Raw genomic sequence first — 22,415 nt, forward strand, 5'->3', positions numbered from 1 at the left:
ATTATTATTATCCTTAGGCTATGCCTAAGGATTTTTTGTTTGGTTATATTTATAAACACTTGTTTAGGTTATGATATAAGATAGTGATGCAGATTAATCAGGAGGTTTTTTCATGTTACAAAGTAATATTCAAACTTATATTGAAAAAGAAATGAACGTTCAAGGTCAATCTTTATCTCTATACCAGGAAGAAAAGGAATATGCGTTGCAAAAAGAGTTGGTACCGCAAAACCTGATGATAGAAGAAAAAGAGGCATCTTTACGTTTTAAAGATTCTTATATCGAAAGAGTAGAGAAAGAAACGGACGAGCTGATCACAGAAGAATCTCCTCTTTCATTTTTAGATACTCCTATTTCTTATTTGAAAGAACACAGAAGTGAATTTCTATATGTAGAATCAAAATGGTTCGAATTTATTAAGCTTGATGGATGTTCTTTTGAAGTGGATGATGTGTTTGGCACATATAAAGTATTAACGGGGTTACATATGCAAAAAAAATTCGGTTCTTTACTAAAACAATTTTTTGCTAAAGAACTTAATGAAAGCCTAACAAGCGTCCAGCTTTTATTTAATGATAAAGATGGATTATGGGATGTGAATATTGAGTTAGATGCTATAAAAGAGTTTAATGAAAAAATGTCGATAGGTGAAGCTCTTGTTCTTACATATCGTTTTTTCTTTCATCTAGTGGAGTATGTAGAGAACGAAAAAGCTTAAGAAATGATGAGTACTTTCACTGTAAAGCATAGAACGTAGTTTCTATGCTTTTTTTGATGAGTAATACGTAATGAATGCTAAATGAAGCTGGAAATACATTTACATCTCTATGCTTTTATGGAATGATAAAGAGTATCTTTATATATATGACTGCTATGGGTAAGGAACAACTATCAGGAATCTTTCTAGTTTTTTGAGAAAGTAGCTCACTATTAGCTGTTAATAGCACTCAGAGCAAGAAAGCTTCCGTAGGATGAAGTATAATATATACATACAGGAACTATTTTTAACTTTATAAAAAATGTCTGCTGACGTATGGGATTATAAATAAAGAGGGGATGTTCATGTTATTAAGAAAAATAAAGTCTGAAGAATTGGCAGAAGTCTATCAAATGGGATATGCCGCATGGCCTAAAGGCAGGACGTACAAAGAGTATGTGAGAGATAATCAAAAAGAAGAAACATATGGAATTCGGTATGTATACGTAAATGAAGAGAATCAAATTATTGGTTCATTTATTTTGCTTCTTTTACAAACTCCTCGATTAAAGTTTGCTTTGCATGGTATTGGATCCGTTGTTGTACACCAGCTTTATCAACGAATGGGGTATGGCCGTGATATGCTTGAAGACTTTTTTAAAAAGATGAAGATAGAGAAGCGCAGCGCTATTTTTATGCTGTATAGCGATATTCTTCCTGAATATTATCATCAGTTTGGGTTTAAGGAGCTCCCTTCTCATTTACAACGTTATCCTCAATCCATTGCTATGGTAAATTGCAGCGAGTCACAATATGAATACTTAAGTAAGCAATCCATAGAAGACATACCGGCCTATTTTTAAAAGGTATGTCTTTTTTATAGTATTTATCGGCACAATCGTTTACAATTTTATGTAAGCGTTTTCTTCATTTGGAAGATGAATGATTTTATTCTTCCTCATAAGCGTAGGCAAATCGTGCAGTTAATATAAATTTTATTACATAAAACCTTGCTATCATCTTACTAGTAACTCTTATTCATTTCCCTACCATACCGATATGTACGTTTGCTACCAAGTATAACCATATCAATATAGGGAGGAAGCAGGAAGATGAAACGATTATTTATAGCAGGGATGATTTTTATACTTTTTTTATCTTTAGGTGCTGTATCTTCTTCAGCCGCAGGAAGTTTTACCTCTAAAACATATAATGGAAGGACATACAAACTGTACGTACCTAGCAGTTATCAGAGAGGTGCTGCCTTACCTCTAGTAGTTATGCTACATGGCTGTACTCAAGACCCTGATCAATTTGCAGCAGGAACACAAATGAATGAACTGGCGGAGACAGAGAAGTTTCTTCTTCTTTATCCAGAACAACCTTCTTCTGCTAATTCAAATAAGTGTTGGAACTGGTTTGATACGGCTCATCAATCAAGGGGAAGCGGTGAACCAGCGTTAATTGCTGGAATGGTCAATCAAATAAAAAGCAGTTATTCAATAGATGCCGACCAAGTCTTTGTTGGAGGGCTATCTGCTGGTGCAGCTATGAGTGTTATTATGGGAGCTACTTATCCAGACATATTTGCAGCTATTAGCGTTGGAGCTGGCTTAGAATATAAAGCAGCGACTAATGTGACAGGTGCTTATACAGCAATGAGCAGTGGAGGTCCTAATCCTATCCAACAAGGAGATTTAGCCTATTCAGCCATGGGAGATCATAAACGAGTGGTTCCAGTTATTTTGTTTCATGGGACGGCCGACTACACTGTTGCGCCTATAAATGCGCATCAAATATTATCGCAATGGGCTCAAACAAATGATAGAGCGTCTGATGGGCTGGATAATAACAATATTGATGATACGGCAGATCAAACTGCAACAGGTACAGTATCTGGTGGAAGAAGCTATACGCAATATATTTACAAAGATACAGCTGGAAAAACAGTAATGGAAAAGTACATGATAGAAGGAATGGGACATGCTTGGTCAGGGGGAAGTACATCCGGTTCTTATACAGATCCTAAAGGACCAAATGCAACTAAATTAAGCTGGAACTTTTTTAAAAGCCATCCGAAAAATGGTGATGCTCCTAATTCAGGAGATATATCCCCACCGGTTACAGCTGCTTCACCAGCGGGAGGAACGTATGGAAGTTCTGTTTCTGTTTCATTATCAACCAATGAACCTGCCATCACTTACTATACATTAGATGGAAGCATACCAACTGTTAATTCTCTAAAGTACTCTGAGCCTATTACCATCAACTCTAGCAAAACAGTAAAGTTTTTTAGTGTAGACGCAGCAGGCAACCAAGAGGAAGTAAAGACGGAAGTTTATCAAATTTCTGGAACTTCAGAGAAACCTTCAGTATTTTCTTCGCTTGCTGCTGAAGATGGATTTATCGGAAACTTATCAGCTGACGGTATGAGTAGTTCTATTCATAAAATTGGGGATAAAGGAATGTACAATACCGACACATACCGAACCATTTTATCTTTTGACACAAGTTCTTTACCTGATGATGCAATCATTACGGATGTATCTTTAAAAATTTATCGCAAATCTTCAACTGGTAATATTTCATCTTTGAAAGGCGATATTAAAAGCGGTGTATTTGGAACTAGCAGTGCTTTAGAACAAATAGATTATCAGGCTTCACCATCTATTTCAGCGGGCTTCCAAATGTCAGTGCCTTCACTCAATAATGGATATACAACTATTCAACTTCCTTCCTCACTTTGGGGATATATGAATAGGACCGGCAAAACTCAATTTCGCTTGTCAAGCTCAGGTCCAGCGGACTTTTTAAGTGACGTAGTTGAAATTTATGGGGGCGACAGTCCTGCATATGCTCCAACTTTAACTGTTTCATATCAGTAAAAAAACCTTCTAAAAGCTAACTGCTTTTAGAAGGTTTTTTTTGCTGATAAGTTACTTTTATCACCGAATACAACTCCAACTTTTTATAGAGTTTTCTTCAAATTTTGACATGATTTTGATGAAATTTAATCATTATTCAAAAATGAATTGTCAGAAATATTACAAGAAAATGTTTAAAATTAATTAAATCCGTAATAAAAGTAAAATATTCCTGTAATGGAAGTGAAATGAACAGGTGGTATCATTCAGTCATTGAGTAAATAAGGAGGTATTCGGAAAATGAAGAAATTTGTATTTACTCTAGGGACAACGGCAATTCTTTCAGCAGGATTTGTGGGTGCAGCATCTGCCTCTACAAGCGGAACGTATGAAGTACAAAAAGGTGACACTTTATGGAAAATCGCTCAAAATCATAATGTGAGCGTAGACGAGCTAAAAGATGCTAATAACTTAACATCAACACTAATTTATCCAAATCAGACACTAAACTTATCTAGCATAAAAGAAATCGTACATACTGTAAAACGTGGTGACACTTTGTGGTCAATCGGTCAACATTATGGCGTAACAGTAGAAGAAATTAAAGAATGGAACGGTTTAACATCAGACTTAGTTTTCCCTGGAGAACAATTTAAAATTAAAACGGCACAAGCAGCTCAATCTCAAACAGCTAGTGCGCCAGTAGCAAAGGCAGCTCCACAAGCGCAGCAGCCTCAAACGGCACAAGCTCAGCAAGAACAAGCAGCACAAGAACAAACACAAAAAGAACAAGAGCAAGCACAAAAAGAACAAGAGCAAGCTCAAGCAGCACAAGCACAGGTAGCACAAGAGCAAGCACAAAAAGAACAAGAACAAGCTCAAGTAGCAGCACAAGAGCAAACACAAAAAGAACAAGAACAAGCTCAAGTAGCAGCACAAGAGCAAGCACAAAAAGAACAAGAGCAAGCTCAAGCAGCACAAGCACAGGTAGCACAAGAGCAAGCACAAAAAGAACAAGAGCAAGCTCAAGCAGCAGCACAAGCACAGGCAGCACAAGAGCAAGCACAAAAAGAACAAGAGCAAGCTCAAGCAGCACAAGCACAGGTAGCACAAGAGCAAGCACAAAAAGAGCAAGCTCAAGCAGTAGCACAAGCACAGGCAGCACAAGAGCAAGCACAAAAAGAACAAGAGCAAGCTCAAGCAGCAGCACAAGAGCAAGCACAAAAAGAACAAGCAGCTCAGCAACAGCAACAAGCAGCTCAACAGCAGCAACAGCAGTCTCAACAGCAAGCTAGCGGCAAGTCTATGACTGTTGAAGCAACAGCTTATACAGCTAACTGTGCTGGATGCAGTGGTACAACAGCTACTGGAGTAAATTTAAAATCAAATCCAAATCAACGAGTAATTGCGGTTGATCCTAGCGTTATTCCATTAGGTTCAAAAGTATACGTTGAAGGTTATGGTCAAGCTGTAGCAGCAGATACAGGTGGCGCAATTAAAGGAAATCGAATTGATGTATTCGTTTCTTCAGATAGTGCTGCACAAGACTGGGGCAGAAGATCAGTTAAAATTACAGTTATCGACTAATACTAGTCTTATAGAATAGAAGTAAAGAGAGATGTCTTTTAGGAGACATCTCTTTTTTTTATGCTTAAAATGAACGTTTGAAAAAATTAGGTCCGGGCATACTAAAATTTATAGTAGGAATTAGTTTGTTATATTAGTAATTATTTCTTGATTTATATACAATGTTTGAGTGTCCTAAAAAGCTGAAAATATGTCAGGAGTATAGAAATATGAAACTTTATAAAAAAATGGCTTTACTAATAGTGCTGGGTGTTATTGCAGGATTCTCGTATCTAGGCTATCAGGGATTATTTCAGCACGACGATCATTTGAATACGTCTGATCATAATCCTTTATCTTCTTCTAAACAGAAGCAGAATAGTATAGAAATTGTAGGGAACCCAGAATCCATTGCTGTGTTAGTAAATAAACAAAATCTTCTTCCTGATCACTATGAACCCACTGACCTTGTATACCCAGACGTTCGGTTTATATTTAAAGAAAAAATTGAAAAGCGCCAAATGCGTACAGAAGCAGCAAAAGCGTTAGAAAGGATGTTTTCAGCTGCTGAACGAGAAGGAATTTACCTAGCCGGTGTTTCTGCCTATCGTTCTCAAAGCCGTCAAGAATCTCTTTATCAAGCGTATATAAAACAAGATGGAGAAGCGGCAGCTAATCATTACAGCGCTCATCCAGGCAGCAGTGAACATCAGACTGGTTTAAGTATAGATGTATCAAGCAGCACCGGTAAGTGTGCAGCTCAAGATTGTTTTAAAGATACTCCTGAAGCCAAATGGATTGAAGCAAATTCATATAAATACGGATACATTGTTCGCTATCCAGAAGGAAAGCAGCAGATTACAGGTTATAAATATGAGCCGTGGCATATACGATTTGTCGGGAAAGAACTCGCCTCTAAAGTGTCTAAGAAAGGAATTACGTTAGAAGAATATTATAATGACTACATGCAAGTTGATAATCCAGTTCAATAAAAAAGAAGAGTTATATAAACTCTTCTTTTTTGTATTGCTCGAATATACCCTTACTTTAAAAGGGGGAACGAGGGAAAGATGTAGAGATGAACCACGGGATGCTATATCCTATGCCTTACTAGTAAAAGAGTTAACGTTTATAAATTATAATGAATTTTGTGATAAAGAATACTCATGTTCGTTTTCATTTTCCTTCACATATTCTACAAAAAAGGAGGTGAAAGAAAATGAGTTTTTACGGAGGTTATGGTTATGGGTACGGATACGGAGCAGGTCACGGAAGTAGCTTTGCGTTAATCGTTGTGCTATTTATTTTACTAATTATCATTGGTGCTTCATGGGCAGGGCACTATTAATACGGTGTCCATAAATAAGCTCCCTTGAAATAATTCAAGGGAGTTATCTGTTTTTATCTATAAGTAGGTAACTGTAAGTACGAAGTGCTTACATATCCTTTAAAGCCGTTGTATTCTACAAAAGCCCAATCAAATGAAAGCTTGTTATCTTTTGAGTAGCCCCAAGCTAAGAAGCTGACGCTTTTTCCTTTAGGAATAGTTGTTACAACTTTGTTGCTTGTGCTAGGTCCTGTACGTAAATTAAGGTTAGCAGCTGTATGAACAGTAGAAGGGACTTTCATTAAATAGGAAGTACTGATATATCCGGTGCCGCCAATTATTTTAATAGCAGCCCAATCTGCATTTACAAACTTGACTACTTCAATTTGATCTTTTTTTCTTAATGTATCAAGAATCTTTCCCTGAGTGCTAGGTTTTGAACGTATATTGAGTACGTTTGCGGTCACTTCATATACGCTGAACGGTGCGTTTATTTTTTCTGCTGCACTTGCTGTTTGCTCGTGAGTGAATGGCAGTGTTCCAGATAGAGATGAAAAAGTAAAGCCTGCTGCTAATGCTAAAACCGATATAGATTTTGTAATTGTCTTCATACAAATATCCAACTCCTTAGTGAAATAGGTAATAACTTTTCTATAACACTAAGAATAAGGAATACTTGTTTCTAAATTGTTACCAACATATATCCCAGTTGTAAATTTATAAAAGGTCTGTAAAAAGGTTTATTTTACAGACCTTTTAATAGCATTATCGTTACTGTTCCTCGCGATCTTCCGTTGATTTGTAAAAAGAAAAATATACAAAAACAGATAATACTGTTCCATAAATGCTCCACAAAGCTAAAGCGAAAATAAATTCTTTCTGCAGGCAATAAATAATGGTTAAAGCAACTAGTGCAATAAAACTTATTAAAATGGTCTTTTTCATAAGCACCCCGCCTATTTAGTTTGATTACTCTATATGCTTTTTGATCTTGCTTTTACCCTATAATTATTCGACTGTTGCGCTAAAGATGAAAGGAAAAAGTTAAATAAAGCCGAACTTATAATAAAAAGAAGAATGCAGGGGGCGTTTTATGTTAGAACAACATGTGTTAGAAGATATACAAAAGCTACAGTCTATTTGCGAACAAGAAGAGCACATAGAGCTGAAGCTGAATTTTGATATGCTACGAAGTCGAAAACAAAATGAAGTTAACGATTTTTTTCATTATGAAGATAATCAGCTTGTTGGGTTTATTGGTCTTTATGGGTTTGGGAATACAGTAGAAATATGCGGAATGGTCGCTCCTAGCTATCGCCGAAAAAGGATTTTTTCAAAGCTGTTTTCTCAAGCTTTACATATATGTAAGAAGCGTGGGTATACAGAGATTTTATTAAATGCTCCTGGCGATTCGGTTTCAGGCAGGGAGTTCTTAAAGCAAATTCCATGTTCATTTACTTTTTCAGAATATCAAATGAAGTGGACACAAAAAGAATTGGAAGATGATAATCCCTTTGTTGCACTTCGCTCTTCCCAATCAGATACCGATATGAAAATGGAAATACAAGTTGATGTGGAATGCTTTGGTATGTCTTTAACAGAAGCAGCTGCTTATTATGAACAAACGAAAACGGAAGAACAGCAAAATCATTTTATCGTAGAGTACAATAGTCAAGCGGTTGGAAAGTTAAGGGTATCTTATGATAAAAGCGAGGCATGGATTTATGGATTTGGTATTTTACCTTCTTATCAAAAATTGGGAATAGGAAAAGCTGCTTTAAAACAAGTTGTTTTAAAGCAGCTTCGGCTAGGATATGATATATTTCTTGAGGTTGAAGCGAAAAACAAACGCGCTTTGCAACTCTACGAAACATGCGGTTTCAATTCATATCACGTGCAGGATTATTACGTATACAGCTTGTAAATAAAAAACACGGAAATCTTAGATTTTCGTGTTTTTTATTTACATATTAGATGATATGTGCTTTTTTGAGTAAATAATGAGAAAGTAGAGAAAAAGTGATATGCCCGTTGATAAAAACAGGAAAGGCCATACAAACATGATAGGAGCGCTGCAAGCAAGGATACACGTAAGAATACCTCCAATAAATGCTTTTCTAAATAATTGATAAGCCGTATGCCCCAGGCTAATACTGATAAATACATTGATGAGGCTAAGAAAAATAAAAGAAAAAAACAAATTATTTCCCCCTTGTTTTTAATACACAATAAAAGTGAATATTTTACATTTTTAGTTTGGCCAAAAATAAAAAACAATAAAATTTGGATACTAAAGATGAAAAAGGAAGCGATCTGTGTTATGTATAGTAAAGTGAATGAGAACGTTAAAAACGGGAATGAGTTAATAAAGCAATGCAGTAGAAAGAAAGGAGTAAAAGGATGGAATTTGCCCATATCTTTACACTAAGTGTATCTGTTGTAACAGCTATTAATATTTTATTAGCCGGTATTCTTATTTTCATCGAACGAAGAGATATAGGATCTACATGGGCGTGGCTTCTTATTTTATTTTTTATACCGATTGTCGGCTTTATTGTATATCTATTCTTTGGAAGACAGCTAAAACAGAAGAACTTTTATAAGTTATCATCTGATGAGCGGGAATATTTAAGATCTTCAGTAGATGAACAATTAAAAGAACTTAAAGCTACCCATGAATATCGAAATGATTTATTAATTCAACATAATAAACTGCTGTTCACTAATTTAAATTCTTCTAAGTCACTCGTGCGCACCGACAATGAAATTGATATCTTTAGTGATGGTAATCAGAAATTTGATGCATTGTTTGAGGACATTCGAAATGCTAAAAAAGAAATTAATATTCAATATTATATTATTCAACGAGATAATCTTGGGAAAAAATTAAGAGATGAGCTAACAAAAAAAGCAAAAGAAGGCATAAAGGTTCGCGTTCTTTATGATGAAGTAGGATCTAGAAAAATGACGCCATCATTTTTTAAGGAGCTTATTTCATATGGCGGCGAAGCACAGGCATTTTTCCCTTCAATTCTTCGCTTAATTAATTTTCGGATTAACAATCGAAATCATCGAAAGCTTTGTATTATTGATGGTGAAGTAGCATACATAGGAGGATTTAACGTAGGAGATGAATATTTAGGGTTAGATCCAAAAATGGGTTATTGGAGAGACACTCATTTTCGCATTAAAGGAGAGTCAGTGAACGATATTCAAGGGAGATTCATTTTAGATTGGCATCAAGCAACAAAGCAGCCAATTGAACTGGAACAATTTTTGCATCGTACAGAAACTCATTCTGGAACGGTTCCTGTACAAATTGTAGCAAGCGGGCCAAACTCGACTACCCAGCATCTGAAAAACATGTATATCTCATTGATTATGTCGGCCAAAGAAAGCGTGTACCTTCAAACGCCTTACTTTATTCCTGACGCAAGTTTTATGGATGCTTGTAAAATTGCTTTATTATCTGGAGTAGAGATTCATATTATGATTCCAAACAAACCCGATCATCCTTTTGTTTATTGGGCTACGTGGTCTCACGTAGGTGAACTGCTGACGTATGGTGCGAATATTTATCTCTATGAAAAAGGCTTTTTACATGCTAAAACAATTGTAGTAGATAGTGAAGTGTCTTCTGTAGGAACGACGAATATTGATCCACGAAGTTTCAGCCTTAATTTTGAAGTGAATGCAGTTGTATATGACCAGCCTATTGCCAAAAAATTAAAGAACCTGTTTCTTGAAGATGTGCAGTGCAGTTCAAAATTAACGCTCGAACGATATAAAGAGCGCTCTCTTCTTATAAAATTTAAAGAAGCGGTATCTCGCTTACTGTCCCCAATTTTATAATACAAATCATTGATATCATGAAACAGACTTGAATTTTTAGATTCAAGTCTGTTATTTTATTGGTTTCTCCTTGTAAGGAGAGCTAGAGATAAAGTTAAAAAGTTTTACCAAAAAATCCAAGGGTATTAATACTATAACAAGCTAAAAAATGATAATACCTAGGAGGAATAGAAAATGACAAAAAATGTAGTAGGTACGTATGATTCAGAGGCAGCCGTTATTACAGCGATTCGAAATTTAAAAACACAGGGATATCCGGACAGTGCACTTTCTGTTTTGACAAACAGTGGTTCCCATCATGAAAATACAGAAGCGATTGAGCATTCTGCAGGAATTGATGTGCAAACAGTTGATACAGATCAACACTCAAAGCACCATCAATCCTTTATGGAGAAAATAAAAAATGCTTTTACGCCGTCTGAAGAAAAAATGGATCAAGATGTTAATCGAATCGAAAATCAATTAACCGAATATGGTGTACCTGCTGCAGAAGCTTCCTCATATGTATCTGATCTTAAAAAAGGAAAAGTTTTGCTGATGGTAGACGCAGTTGAGCATGATAAACACAATTCATCTCTAGGGCAAACAGTGACACCTGCTGAAAAATCAGCTGACCCGATGAATGAAAAAATGTTATACGGCAATCACGAAAATAAAATAAGGTAATGTTGAAGTAACTAAATGAGATAATAAAAGACTGCGTTCTTAAATAAAAGCTAGTTAACGAAAGGAAGGGGACCGATGAGAAATCTAGAAAAAACCGAATATGAACTTGACTATTTAAAACAGCAGCAAGAAGTTAATCAAGAGCTCATCAAAGTTTCACAGTCTCTTGTTGCTACGTTAAAACAGTATGAAGAAGAACCAGAGAATACGGAAGTGTTAGCTGTTCTTGCTGACTTAGAAGGTCAGCAAGAACAGCTAAAAGCAAAGACCGAAAAGATATCTAAAGAGCTTGCACATTTATAAAGTGAGATAAAAGAAGTTCCTATAAAAGGAACTTCTTTTTATGTTTTATCATAAACACTCTATTGTGAGAGAAAGAGAACCTTATATAACGGGATGTGAACGTTATGGGGTAGTGGTTTTGTTTTAGATACATATAGAGTAGAAGAAACGCGATAAGAGATTATGTAAAAATTGGAAAAGGAAGAACGGTCATTCGCTCTTCCTCCAGCCGTATTGCTTATGATAGTGATTTAGAAACGTCCGCCGCCAAGTTGCTGTTCAGCCATTTGCACAAGGCGTTTTGTGATTTCGCCGCCTACTGAGCCGTTTGCGCGTGCAGTTGTGTCAGGACCAAGAGTTACGCCAAATTCGCTAGCGATCTCATATTTCATTTGATCGATTGCTTGTTGAGCACCGTGTACTGCTAATTCATTGCTGCTCTTATTTCTGCTGTTTGCCATCATAATCAACTCCTTTTATAAGGTTAAGATTATGATTTGATTAATAGATAGTTTTTATACATAAAATAAAAAAAATTTTTCAGGGACTTATAGAATATGCTTATGGTAATATATAAAACGATTGAATACTTTCGTGATAAAATAAAGGAAGAGATCACGAAGAAAGGAACAGTGAAAGTGAAACCAACCATTTACGATGTTGCGAAAAAAGCAGGGGTATCGATAGCCACTGTATCCAAAGTAATCAATCAAACAGGCCGTATTAGTGAAAAAACGATAAAAAAAGTGAATGAAGTAATGATGGAATTAGATTATCAGCCTAGCAGTGTCGCAGCGGCGTTAACAGGAAAAAAGACGTACACGATTGGTGTTCTAGTTCCTGATATCTCGAATCCTTTTTTTGCAGAGGTAGCAAGAGCTTTTGAGAATAGTGCTAGAGCAGCCGGATACACGCTTTTTTTATGCAGTACAGATCATCAAACTGCGCGCGAACATGAATATATAGATCTTTTATTTAAAAAACAAGTAGATGGAATCATTATCGCAACCGAACTAAATGATACGAAGCTCGTAAAGAAAATTGTGAAGCATGATGTACCGCTTGTATTGTTTTCAGTTGACCATCCTTCTATCTCAACGCATGTAGTGACAATTGATAACGTTCGCGGAGGATATATTGCGGGTACGTATTTAATAGAAAAAGGTCATCAATCGGTAACGATTATGACTGAAAAAGATAGAAAAAGCAGTGAGGGGCGATTAGCGGGATTTAAACAAGCGCTCACAGAAGCAAATTTATCACTAGAAAATCAGTCCATTATCAGCTGTTATTCAACAGTAGAAGATAGCAGGAGAGCAAGTAAACAGCTGCTTTCCTTGCCTAATAGGCCAACAGCAGTCTTTGCATGTACAGATCTAATTGGGGTATCGCTCATAAACGAGGCAAGGAAGCAGGGGCTTTCGATCCCTGGAGATCTGTCGGTAATTGGATTTGATAATACGATATATGCCGATATTGCTGAGCCGGGTTTGACAACGATTGAACAACCTATTTCTCAGATGGCTACTAGTACGTTTGAACAGCTGTTAAAGTCTATGAAAAAAGAAGAGCATGCGAAACAGAGAGTAACGATTATTCCCGAACTAGTAGAACGTGCGTCGGTAAAAAAGTTATAAAGGAGAGAAAATAAAAAAGCTGCAGGTGTTGAGGCACCCGCAGCTTTTTCTGCTTAAGCATATTTATAGAGAGACTGGACTTTTGACTTCGTTTATTGTTTCGCCTTTGATAGTTGTCTCTGTTGGAATCGTAAGGAAACCAGTTAGAAAAGCACCAAAGAAGTATAAGCAAGCAAAGATCCAAATCACGCCGCCCGTGCCCAAAAGACCAATAAAAACGGTCACAATTAAAGGACCTACAAAAGCAGAAAGTCCAGATCCTAAGTTCAACACAGACATTGCCGCTCCTTTATTCTCAGGAGCTAAAGAAGGCACTAACGCTGTAAGAGGAACATATCCTGCTAGTGTTGCACCGTAACAGCATGCGACAATCATCATCACCCAATAATTATGTCCGACGAATTGCGGTACATAGTAGAGAGCAAGTGTTACAATTCCGCATCCAACTCCGCCAAACCATTTGATTGTATTTACCCAGCCAAACTTATCTCCAACAATACCAAAAATAATATTAAAAGCCATATTCACAAAAAACAATGTACCCCAGATTTGCAACCATTCACTCATCGTAAAATCATGTTTCATCATATATGTTGGCAAAAAAACAACAAATCCAAATTGAGCAGCAGAGTTAATAATCTTTACGATGCCTCCGATGCCTACTTTAGGGTTCTCAAATGCGATTGTAATCCCTTTCATTAATTCTTTTGTTTTATTATCGTTTACTTTTTGAACGGTAAACTTGTCTTTATTCATAATAATCGAAAAGATTCCACCGATCAAAACAAAAAGTAAACCACTCCACAAGGTAGCGATTTCGCCAATTTTTGGAACCATATAACTTGAATAAAAGGCTCCGATTACGCTTAATCCAAGCTGGAAGACAAACCAAAACCAGCCTACTGCTTTTGAAAGCATTTCCTGGGGCGTGCGGTAAGACACCCAGACCAAAAATGAGTAGGCAAATAAAGGGTAACCAAATCCTCTAAGAGCATAACAAATTAGTATAATTGTGTAATTCATAATATGAAGTCCTAAACCTATAAATCCAATTGAACCAATAATAAAGGATATCAAGCCGAATGCCATTGCTTTTCTAGGACCCCACAGCTGAACCAGTACGCCGGAGAACCAGGAAGAAACAGAGACCGTAATGCCGTAAACAGTAAACAGTAAAGCAGCATGTTCAATGGTTAAACCTCGTTCTACAAGATAAGGAGATAACCATCCTTGTTCTAAACCATCACCAATCATAAAAACAATAATACCTATGTATCCCCACGTTAAATGAGAAGGGATCCCAATCCTGTCTAAAGCCGTTTTTCTGGAAATAAATTCATTCATTTTCCACACCACCAGATCGATTATTTTGTGTAAAACATCAAACTAATTTGGTTAAGCGCTTAATCTATTTGATAAAAAGTATACGCTTACATTTTTTGAACGTCAATTAAAATTTTAAATATATATAATTTTCAATTAAATTATTTTAATCATAAAAATATTAGTACGTAAGGCAATAATCACTGAATTCATGATAAAAATACTGAAATATAAAGAATTTCTTTATATTTCATTGATAAATAGATAAAAATAGTTTTTTTATCGTATACGTTTAGATTGTTAAAAAACAAATATTCTAAATAATCTATAAAAAAAGTTTGCATTTCAGAAAACGTTATGTATAATTGGGATTAGGAAAGCGCTTAACTTATGTAAAGGTTTGAGCGAATGTTTTCTTAACTTTTAATTAAAGGGGAAAATAAGATGGGGATTCTTACAATTGGAATAATTGGTGCTGGACGCATAGGGAAATTACATGCTGATAATTTAAAATTAATGCCGCAAATAAAAATTAAAGCGGTTTCAGATGTGGTAGTAGATCATTTGCATGAATGGGCTGCAAGTAAAGAAATTTCGACGTTAACAACAAATTATCAAGATTTATTAGCTGATCCAGAAGTTGATGCCGTTTTCATTTGTTCGCCAACGAATACGCACGCATCGATTATTAAAGAAGCTGCTCGAGCGAAAAAACATATTTTCTGTGAAAAGCCCGTTAGTTTTTCAGTAGAAGAAACAATCCAAGCGTTAGAAGTAGTAAAAGAACATGGCGTACAGCTTCAAGTTGGCTTTAACCGACGCTTTGATCCCAACTTTAAAAAAGTGCATGATCTTGTACAGCAAGGAGAAGTAGGACAGCCGCACATTCTAAAAATTACGTCTAGAGATCCTCAGCCGCCGAGTCCGGAATATGTTCGCGCTTCAGGAGGATTGTTCATGGATATGATGATTCATGATTTTGATATGGCTCGTTATGTAATGGGAAGCGAAGTAATAGAAGTATCGGCTTACGGCACGACGCTCATCGATCCTGCTATTGAAGAAGCGGGAGATATAGATACAGCCATTGTGTCATTAAAATTTGCAAATGGAGCTTTAGGTGTAATCGATAACAGTCGTCAAGCTGTCTACGGTTACGATCAGCGCCTTGAAGTTTTTGGTGAAAAAGGTGCAGCTGCCGCTGACAATTGCCGTCCTACTACAGTGGAAATATCAACAGGCGAAAATGTAGTTAAAGAGAAGCCGCTGTATTTCTTTCTTGAGCGCTATACACAAGCGTACATAGCGGAAGTGACACAGTTTGCAAGAGCAATTATGGAAAATCAAAGCGTTATTTGTACAGGGAACGATGGGTTACAAGCAGAACGAATTGCTAAAGCAGCAAAAGAATCTTTACTATCCGGGCAGCCAGTAAAGATTGAACATAAAAAATACGCAGTGAATTAATGACGGTAAACGTGGGGATGAAAGAAATTGGTCTTTCTACCCTTTTAGGAAAGCGCTTAACTAAGGAGGAATAAAGATGAATCCGCTTGTTTTTAAAGAAAATCGTGGGTTAGATTTCATCGCTGTTGGCCGTTTATGTATTGATTTAAATGCAAATGAAACGCAGCGTCCAATGGAAGAGACTAAAACATTTACTAAATATGTAGGAGGCTCTCCGGCTAATATTGCGATTGGAGCAGCAAGGCTAGGCTTAAAAACCGGCTTTATCGGAAAAGTATCAGATGATCAAATGGGCCGCTTCATTACTGGCTATCTTCAAAAAAATAAGATTAATACAGATGGCATTGCTGTTGATAAAACGGGGGCCGTAACGGGGTTAGCTTTTACGGAAATCAAAAGCCCTACAGATTGCAGCATCTTAATGTATCGAGATAATGTAGCGGATTTAAAACTAGATCCTACAGAAGTATCAGAAGAATATATTAAGAAGTCAAAGGCTCTTTTAATATCTGGAACCGCTCTTGCCCAAAGTCCTTCTCGTGAAGCCGTGTTTTTAGCACTAGAACACGCACGCAAGCATGAAGTTGTAGTGTTTTTTGATATCGACTATCGTCCATATACATGGGAATCAGAAGCTGAAACGGCAGTCTACTTTAATTTAGCCGCTGAAAAATCAGATGTGATTATTGGTACGCGAGAAGAGTTTGATATGATGGAAAAACTTTTAAATTATAAAGAATCTAATGACCAAGTAACAGCAGAGCGCTGGTTTTCTTACCATGCTCAAATCGTCGTGATTAAGCACGGTGGAGAAGGATCTATTGCCTATACAAGAGACGGCGATTCTCACCGTGGAGGAATATTTAAAACAAAAGTTCTGAAAACGTTTGGCGCTGGTGATTCTTATGCTTCAGCCTTTATTTACGGATTGATGCAAGGGCTTGAAATTCCGCAGGCAATGCGATTGGGAGGTGCCTCAGCTTCGATTGTAATTTCAAAACACAGCTGTTCAGATGCTATGCCGACAAGCGTTGAGCTCTTCAACTTTATGGAGACAGCAACGGAAGTTTTGCAGGAAGCTTAATAAACAAAGGGAAAATCTTGAGAGATTAAAGGAATAGAAGTTTATTAAAATCAGATAAAGGGAGAGATATTCTATGACACAAACAGCAGTAAAAACAGTAAAAAACTATATTGGTGGACAATGGATTGAATCAGCTACATCAAAAACGGAACCTGTGTATAACCCAGCGACAGGTGAATTAATCGCACAGGTGCCTCTTTCTACAAAAGAAGATGTGGATCAAGCGGTGCAAGCAGCAAATGAAGCTTTCAAAGGGTGGGCAAAAACAGCCGTGCCTAAACGCGCACGAATTTTGTTCAAGTATCAGCAGCTATTAGTAGATAACTGGGATGAATTAGCAAAGTTAGTGACGGTTGAAAACGGAAAAAGCTTTAACGAAGCGCGAGGCGAAGTGCAGCGTGGTATTGAATGTGTAGAATTTGCGGCGGGTGCTCCTACGTTAATGATGGGGAAACAGCTTCCTGATATTGCAACAGACATTGAGTCTGGCATGTACCGCTATCCAATTGGTGTAATTGGAGGAATTACGCCGTTTAATTTTCCAATGATGGTTCCTTGCTGGATGTTCCCGCTTGCGATTGCTTGCGGCAATACATTTGTGTTAAAGCCGTCTGAGCGTACACCGCTTTTAGCTGCAAGATTAGCTGAGCTGTTTGAAGAAGCTGGCTTGCCAAAAGGCGTGCTAAACATTGTAAATGGTGCTCATGACGTAGTGAATGGCCTTCTTGAACATAAGCTCGTAAAAGCGATTTCGTTCGTTGGTTCACAGCCTGTAGCTGAGTACGTGTATAAAAAAGGTACGGAAAACTTAAAACGTGTTCAAGCTTTAGCTGGTGCTAAAAACCACTCGATCGTATTAAATGATGCAGATTTGAACGTAGCAACAAAACAAATTATCGGAGCCGCTTTTGGTTCAGCTGGTGAACGTTGTATGGCAGCATCTGTTGTTACTGTACAAGAAGAAATTGCGGATCAGCTAATTGAAAGATTAGTAGAGGAAGCAAATGATATTGTAATTGGCGACGGCTTAGAAGAAAATGTCTTCTTAGGACCAGTTATTCGTGAAAATCATAAAGAGCGTACGCTCAGCTATATTGAATCAGGCGTGCAAGAAGGAGCAGAGCTTATTCGTGACGGTCGCACAGATGCAGCAGTAAATGGCAATGGCTACTTTGTCGGACCAACGATTTTTGATCATGTTACGCAAGAAATGAAAATTTGGCAAGATGAAATTTTTGCACCTGTGCTGTCCATTGTACGTGTGAAAACATTAGAAGAAGCTGTTGAAGTAGCTAATAACTCTCGATTTGCAAACGGTGCTTGTATTTATACAGATAGCGGCGCAAGCGTACGTGAATTCCGTGAAAATATTGAATCTGGTATGTTAGGAGTAAATGTAGGGGTACCGGCACCTATGGCATTCTTCCCATTCTCTGGCTGGAAAGACTCTTTTTATGGTGATCTTCATGCAAATGGTACGGACGGCGTGGAGTTTTATACAAGAAAGAAAATGGTAACAACGCGCTGGTAAGTGATTCGTTAAAAATCGCATCTCATTTAAAAAGGAAGTATCAGGAATTAAAGATATTCCTTATGCTTCCTTTTTTAAAATCGCAATCTAGTACTAGAAGGGAGAAAGAAGCATGGAAACAGTTAGAATGACGACGGCACAAGCATTAGTGAAGTTTTTAAATCAGCAGTATGTTGAATTTGATGGAAAGCAGCATCAGTTTATTAAAGGGATTTTTACAATTTTCGGGCACGGAAATGTGGTAGGTCTTGGGCAAGCTTTGGAAGAAGACCCAGGAAATCTAGATGTATATCAAGGACGTAATGAACAAGGAATGGCCAATGCAGCGATGGCTTTTGCAAAACAAAAACATCGAAAGCAGATTATGGCTTGCACATCTTCAGTGGGGCCGGGTTCAGCAAATATGGTTACAACGGCAGCCACTGCTTCAGCTAATAATATTCCAGTTTTGCTGCTTCCTGGTGATGTATTTGCAACTAGGCAGCCGGATCCCGTTTTGCAGCAAATTGAACAGTCATATGATTTATCTATTTCTACAAACGATGCTTTTCGACCAGTGAGTAAGTACTGGGATCGCGTAAGCCGCCCTGAACAATTGATGACAGCTATGATTAATGCGATACGTGTGTTAACGAATCCTGCAGATACGGGAGCTGTAACTATTTGTTTGCCTCAAGATGTGCAGGGAGAAGCATGGGATTTTCCAGTTTATTTCTTCCAAAAGCGCGTTCACCGCATTGAGCGCCGCCTTCCGACTAGGGACAGTCTAGCAGATGCAATTCAATTAATGAAAACAAAGAAAAAGCCAATCATCATTTGCGGAGGAGGCGTTCGCTATTCAGAAGCTGCAAAAGAGTTAAAACAATTTGCTAGTGAGTTCCATATTCCATTTGGAGAAACTCAAGCAGGGAAAAGTGCCGTTGAAAGTGACTATCGCTATAATCTGGGCGGAATAGGTGTAACAGGGAACTCAGCTGCTAATACAATCGCTAAAGAAGCAGATTTAGTAATTGGAGTAGGCACTCGATTTACTGATTTTACAACAGCATCTAAACAGCTTTTTCAACATCCCAACGTGCAATTTCTTACCATTAACACGTCTGAATTTCATGCAAATAAACTTGATGCCGTGAAATTTGTAGCTGATGCAAAAGAAGGGTTGCTTGCTCTTAGGGAAGAGCTAAAATCAATTGGCTATCAGTCTGTTTATACAACAGAAATTACAAGTGCTAAAGACGCATGGGATACAGAATTAGAGCGTCTACATAGCATACGTTTTACTGGTGCAGATTTTGTTCCGGAAATACAAGGTCATTTAGATGAAAGCTTAGCTGAATATGTAGAATCACTTGGTACCCAATTAACGCAAACAGAAGTAATTGGAGCGGTGAATAAGCTCCTTGATGACAACTCCGTCATTGTTGGTGCAGCAGGAAGTCTTCCAGGCGACTTACAGAGAATGTGGAAGTCTACTAAACCTAATACCTATCATATGGAATATGGATATTCATGTATGGGATATGAAGTATCAGGCGCACTTGGAGTTAAGCTGGCAGAACCAGCTAAAGAAGTGTATGCGATGGTTGGAGATGGAAGCTATCAAATGCTTCATTCAGAGCTTATTACAAGCCTTCAAGAAAGAAAGAAGATAAACATTTTACTGTTTGATAACTCAGGCTTCGGGTGCATTAATAACCTTCAAATGTCAAACGGTATGGGTAGCTTTGGCACAGAGTTTCGTTATCGAAACGATGAAACAGGAAAACTAAACGGAAACGTGATGAAAATTGATTTTGCAGCCAGCGCCGCAGGCTACGGTGTAAAAACGTATCGCGTAAGTTCTCTTGAAGAATTAAAAACGGCGATAGAAGATGCACAAAAACAAGAGGTTTCTACGCTAATTGATATTAAAGTGCTGCCAAAAACTATGACGAACGGTTATGAATCATGGTGGCATGTAGGAGTAGCAGAGGTATCTAAAAATCAGCATGTACAGGAAGCTTATGAAGATAAGGTGAAAAACCTTGAAATGGCAAGAGTTTATTAAGGAGTAGGAGAAAATGAGGTTGTTGAAGAGAAACATTCGATAAATATAAAAGAGGTTTTAATTTTATATAAGGGAGAGGAAGAGATGTTCAAGGAAAATACGGTCAAACTGGGGATTGCTCCAATTGGTTGGACAAACGATGATATGCCTGAGCTAGGAGCTGAAAATACATTTGAACAGTGTATCAGTGAGATGGCCTTAACTGGTTTTAAAGGAAGTGAGGTAGGAAATAAATATCCGCGAAATGTTTCAATCTTAAAAAAGGCATTATCGCTTCGAAATTTGGAAATTGCAAGTGCCTGGTTTAGTACATTTTTAACAACAAAGCCGCTGGAAGAAACGGTGACGCCATTTATTGAACATCGCGATTTTTTATACGAAATGGGAGCAAAAGTAATTGTTGTGTCTGAACAAGGGCACAGCATTCAAGGGCTGCTGGATGTTCCTTTATTTAAAGAAAAGCCTGTGTTCACATCGCAAGAGTGGAACAGACTTGCAGAAGGCCTGCACCATCTTGGGAAACTGGCACGAGAGAAAGATATGCATATTGTCTATCATCACCATATGGGCACAGGTGTACAAACAACAGAAGAAATTGAGCAGCTAATGGAGCTTACCAATCCGGAGCTTGTTTCGCTGCTATTTGATACTGGTCATCTTGTCTTTTCAGGAGAAGAACCTCTTTATATCTTAAAAAAATATCTGCACCGTATTAAGCATGTTCATTTAAAGGATATTCGTCAAGAGGTAGTTGATCGAGTCAAAGAACAAGACTTGAGCTTCTTGCAAGCGGTAAAAGAAGGAGCCTTTACTGTTCCAGGTGACGGAGCTATTGAATTTGATGAGGTATTTACTACGCTTGCCACTTCGGATTATAGCGGATGGTTTGTCGTAGAAGCAGAACAGGATCCAGCCCTTGCTAATCCTTTTGAATATGCTTTAAAAGCAAGAAACTTTATTAAAGAAAAAAGCGGTCTTTAATTTCCATTGTAAAAGATTTTACCCCTTTTATGTGTGTATGAAAGGAAAGGAGGAGAGGAAATGAAGCCAACCATTTATAGTGTGGCTGAAGAAGCAGGTGTATCAATTTCTACCGTATCAAAAGTCATCAATCAAACCGGTCATATTAGTGAAAGAACAAGACAAAAAGTAATTGAGGTTATGGCGCAGTTGAATTACCATCCAAGCGTCGTAGCATCTGCTTTAACAGGAAAACCCACTAAAACGATTGGGCTTCTCGTACCTGACATCTCCAACCCTTTTTTTGCCGATTTGGCAAGAAGCATAGAAGACCGAAGTCATGAGCGAGGTTTCCATGTTGTAATGTGCAATACCGATAACGATGCGGAAAAAGAGAAAAAATATCTATCGCTGTTAATACGTCAGAGAATCGACGGTTTAATTGTAGCTTCTGCTTTTCGCAATGCTAATCTTTTAAAAAATATGCTTAAGCAAGATATACCGATTAGCGTTATTGCTTCAGAAATTCCTCACATATCCGTTAATACAGTGACAGTGGATGACTACAAAGGGAGCTATTTAGCGACTGATTATTTGCTGTCTTTGCATCATAAAAAAATTGCGATTATTACAGAAAATGCAAAAAGTAATCACGCCCGTTTAGATGCTTTTCGAGAAGTTATGCAAGAAAATGGAATCATCGTGCCGCCTCAGCACGTTATTACGACCGAAGCAAGTATTCAAAAAGGATATGAAAGTGCTAAGCAAATTTTTTCAATGAAGGAGAAAGTGACGGCTATTTTTGCTTGTAACGATTTACTGGCTATCGGCGTTATGCAAGCCGCAAAGGAACTCAAAATTGATGTGCCGCAAGACTTATCAGTGATTGGCTTTGATAATACGGTTCTTTCTACTACCATCACGCCCATGTTGACAACGGTAGCACAGCCGACAAAAGAAATGGCTGTAAACGTAGTGGATTTGCTGGTTAGAGAAATGAAATATCCAGCGATGCATAAAGAACATTTGCTTCTTGAGCCAAAATTGATTGTTCGGAAATCAACGGCTCCGTTACGAAGGGAAGCCACAGCATCTACAAATAATTGAACACA

21 protein-coding genes are annotated in these 22,415 nt (G+C 37.5%); 17 read left to right on the forward strand and 4 right to left on the reverse strand.

The features are described from left to right. Nucleotides 1-112: 112 nt before the first annotated feature. The 6 genes from JNUCC25_RS02430 to JNUCC25_RS02455 all read left to right on the forward strand — a co-directional run bounded on the left by JNUCC25_RS02430 (nt 113) and on the right by JNUCC25_RS02455 (nt 6,475). Complete coding sequence (locus JNUCC25_RS02430) at nt 113-718, forward strand: hypothetical protein (protein WP_029325263.1); 606 nt, start codon at nt 113-115, stop codon at nt 716-718. A gap of 344 nt (nt 719-1,062) precedes the next feature. Further along, complete coding sequence (locus JNUCC25_RS02435) at nt 1,063-1,560, forward strand: GNAT family N-acetyltransferase (protein ID WP_013055206.1); 498 nt, start codon at nt 1,063-1,065, stop codon at nt 1,558-1,560. Nucleotides 1,561-1,809: 249 nt separating this feature from the next. Further along, the gene (locus JNUCC25_RS02440) at nt 1,810-3,582 is read left to right on the forward strand and encodes an extracellular catalytic domain type 1 short-chain-length polyhydroxyalkanoate depolymerase (protein ID WP_140456608.1); all 1,773 of its coding nucleotides are present in this window, start codon (nt 1,810-1,812) and stop codon (nt 3,580-3,582) included. 279 nt (nt 3,583-3,861) lie between these two features. Continuing rightward, the gene (locus tag JNUCC25_RS02445) at nt 3,862-5,148 is read left to right on the forward strand and encodes a LysM peptidoglycan-binding domain-containing protein (protein ID WP_454222720.1); all 1,287 of its coding nucleotides are present in this window, start codon (nt 3,862-3,864) and stop codon (nt 5,146-5,148) included. A 209-nt stretch (nt 5,149-5,357) separates the two neighbouring features. Further along, nucleotides 5,358-6,119, forward strand: coding sequence for a M15 family metallopeptidase (locus JNUCC25_RS02450; protein WP_013055209.1), 762 nt, complete (start codon nt 5,358-5,360; stop codon nt 6,117-6,119). A 227-nt stretch (nt 6,120-6,346) separates the two neighbouring features. After that, complete coding sequence (locus JNUCC25_RS02455; protein WP_013055210.1) at nt 6,347-6,475, forward strand: YjcZ family sporulation protein; 129 nt, start codon at nt 6,347-6,349, stop codon at nt 6,473-6,475. 53 nt (nt 6,476-6,528) lie between these two features. On the opposite strand, the gene JNUCC25_RS02460 is transcribed toward JNUCC25_RS02455, so the two are convergent. Together JNUCC25_RS02460 and JNUCC25_RS02465 are read right to left on the reverse strand one after the other, a co-directional pair. Further along, on the reverse strand, nt 6,529-7,065 hold the full coding sequence (locus JNUCC25_RS02460) for an SH3 domain-containing protein (protein ID WP_013055211.1): 537 nt from the start codon (nt 7,063-7,065) through the stop codon (nt 6,529-6,531). Nucleotides 7,066-7,225: 160 nt separating this feature from the next. Beyond that, complete coding sequence (locus tag JNUCC25_RS02465; RefSeq protein ID WP_164796970.1) at nt 7,226-7,399, reverse strand: hypothetical protein; 174 nt, start codon at nt 7,397-7,399, stop codon at nt 7,226-7,228. Nucleotides 7,400-7,547: 148 nt separating this feature from the next. On the opposite strand from JNUCC25_RS02465, the gene JNUCC25_RS02470 reads away from it, so the two are divergent. From JNUCC25_RS02470 to JNUCC25_RS02485, 4 genes are all read left to right on the forward strand, one after another. Then, nucleotides 7,548-8,378, forward strand: a complete 831-nt coding sequence (locus JNUCC25_RS02470; RefSeq protein WP_078081436.1) for a GNAT family N-acetyltransferase — start codon at nt 7,548-7,550, stop codon at nt 8,376-8,378. A gap of 476 nt (nt 8,379-8,854) precedes the next feature. Continuing rightward, on the forward strand, nt 8,855-10,306 hold the full coding sequence (cls, locus tag JNUCC25_RS02475; RefSeq protein WP_013055214.1) for a cardiolipin synthase: 1,452 nt from the start codon (nt 8,855-8,857) through the stop codon (nt 10,304-10,306). Nucleotides 10,307-10,480: 174 nt separating this feature from the next. Beyond that, nucleotides 10,481-10,972 carry a general stress protein gene (locus JNUCC25_RS02480; protein ID WP_029325269.1) on the forward strand — a complete coding sequence of 164 codons (492 nt, stop codon included), beginning with the start codon at nt 10,481-10,483 and terminating at the stop codon, nt 10,970-10,972. A 75-nt stretch (nt 10,973-11,047) separates the two neighbouring features. Then, nucleotides 11,048-11,275 (forward strand): hypothetical protein, encoded by a 228-nt coding sequence (locus JNUCC25_RS02485; RefSeq protein WP_013055216.1) that lies wholly within the window; start codon nt 11,048-11,050, stop codon nt 11,273-11,275. 230 nt (nt 11,276-11,505) lie between these two features. On the opposite strand, the gene JNUCC25_RS02490 is transcribed toward JNUCC25_RS02485, so the two are convergent. Next, nucleotides 11,506-11,715, reverse strand: coding sequence for an alpha/beta-type small acid-soluble spore protein (locus JNUCC25_RS02490; protein WP_016762907.1), 210 nt, complete (start codon nt 11,713-11,715; stop codon nt 11,506-11,508). A 177-nt stretch (nt 11,716-11,892) separates the two neighbouring features. Here JNUCC25_RS02490 and JNUCC25_RS02495 point away from each other — a divergent pair, with 177 nt between their 5' ends. Next, nucleotides 11,893-12,891: a LacI family DNA-binding transcriptional regulator gene (locus JNUCC25_RS02495; protein ID WP_013055218.1), complete on the forward strand. Its 999-nt coding sequence runs from the start codon at nt 11,893-11,895 to the stop codon at nt 12,889-12,891. 63 nt (nt 12,892-12,954) lie between these two features. Here JNUCC25_RS02495 and JNUCC25_RS02500 read toward each other — a convergent pair whose 3' ends face one another. Beyond that, the gene (locus tag JNUCC25_RS02500) at nt 12,955-14,235 is read right to left on the reverse strand and encodes an MFS transporter (protein WP_013055219.1); all 1,281 of its coding nucleotides are present in this window, start codon (nt 14,233-14,235) and stop codon (nt 12,955-12,957) included. Nucleotides 14,236-14,658: 423 nt separating this feature from the next. Here JNUCC25_RS02500 and iolG point away from each other — a divergent pair, with 423 nt between their 5' ends. From iolG to JNUCC25_RS02530, 6 genes are all read left to right on the forward strand, one after another. Then, entirely contained in the window at nt 14,659-15,681 is a 1,023-nt protein-coding gene (iolG, locus tag JNUCC25_RS02505; RefSeq protein WP_025601329.1) for an inositol 2-dehydrogenase, read from the forward strand. 76 nt (nt 15,682-15,757) lie between these two features. Then, the gene (gene iolC, locus JNUCC25_RS02510; protein WP_013055221.1) at nt 15,758-16,765 is read left to right on the forward strand and encodes a 5-dehydro-2-deoxygluconokinase; all 1,008 of its coding nucleotides are present in this window, start codon (nt 15,758-15,760) and stop codon (nt 16,763-16,765) included. Between the two features lie 73 nt (nt 16,766-16,838). After that, entirely contained in the window at nt 16,839-18,296 is a 1,458-nt protein-coding gene (locus JNUCC25_RS02515) for a CoA-acylating methylmalonate-semialdehyde dehydrogenase (protein WP_454222725.1), read from the forward strand. A 112-nt stretch (nt 18,297-18,408) separates the two neighbouring features. Beyond that, nucleotides 18,409-20,343 (forward strand): 3D-(3,5/4)-trihydroxycyclohexane-1,2-dione acylhydrolase (decyclizing), encoded by a 1,935-nt coding sequence (gene iolD / locus JNUCC25_RS02520; protein ID WP_025601324.1) that lies wholly within the window; start codon nt 18,409-18,411, stop codon nt 20,341-20,343. Nucleotides 20,344-20,427: 84 nt separating this feature from the next. Beyond that, nucleotides 20,428-21,324 carry a myo-inosose-2 dehydratase gene (gene iolE, locus JNUCC25_RS02525; protein ID WP_013055224.1) on the forward strand — a complete coding sequence of 299 codons (897 nt, stop codon included), beginning with the start codon at nt 20,428-20,430 and terminating at the stop codon, nt 21,322-21,324. Between the two features lie 60 nt (nt 21,325-21,384). Further along, nucleotides 21,385-22,410, forward strand: coding sequence for a LacI family DNA-binding transcriptional regulator (locus JNUCC25_RS02530; RefSeq protein ID WP_013055225.1), 1,026 nt, complete (start codon nt 21,385-21,387; stop codon nt 22,408-22,410). Nucleotides 22,411-22,415: the final 5 nt, after the last annotated feature.

The sequence above is a fragment of the Priestia sp. JNUCC 25 genome (assembly GCF_053667915.1).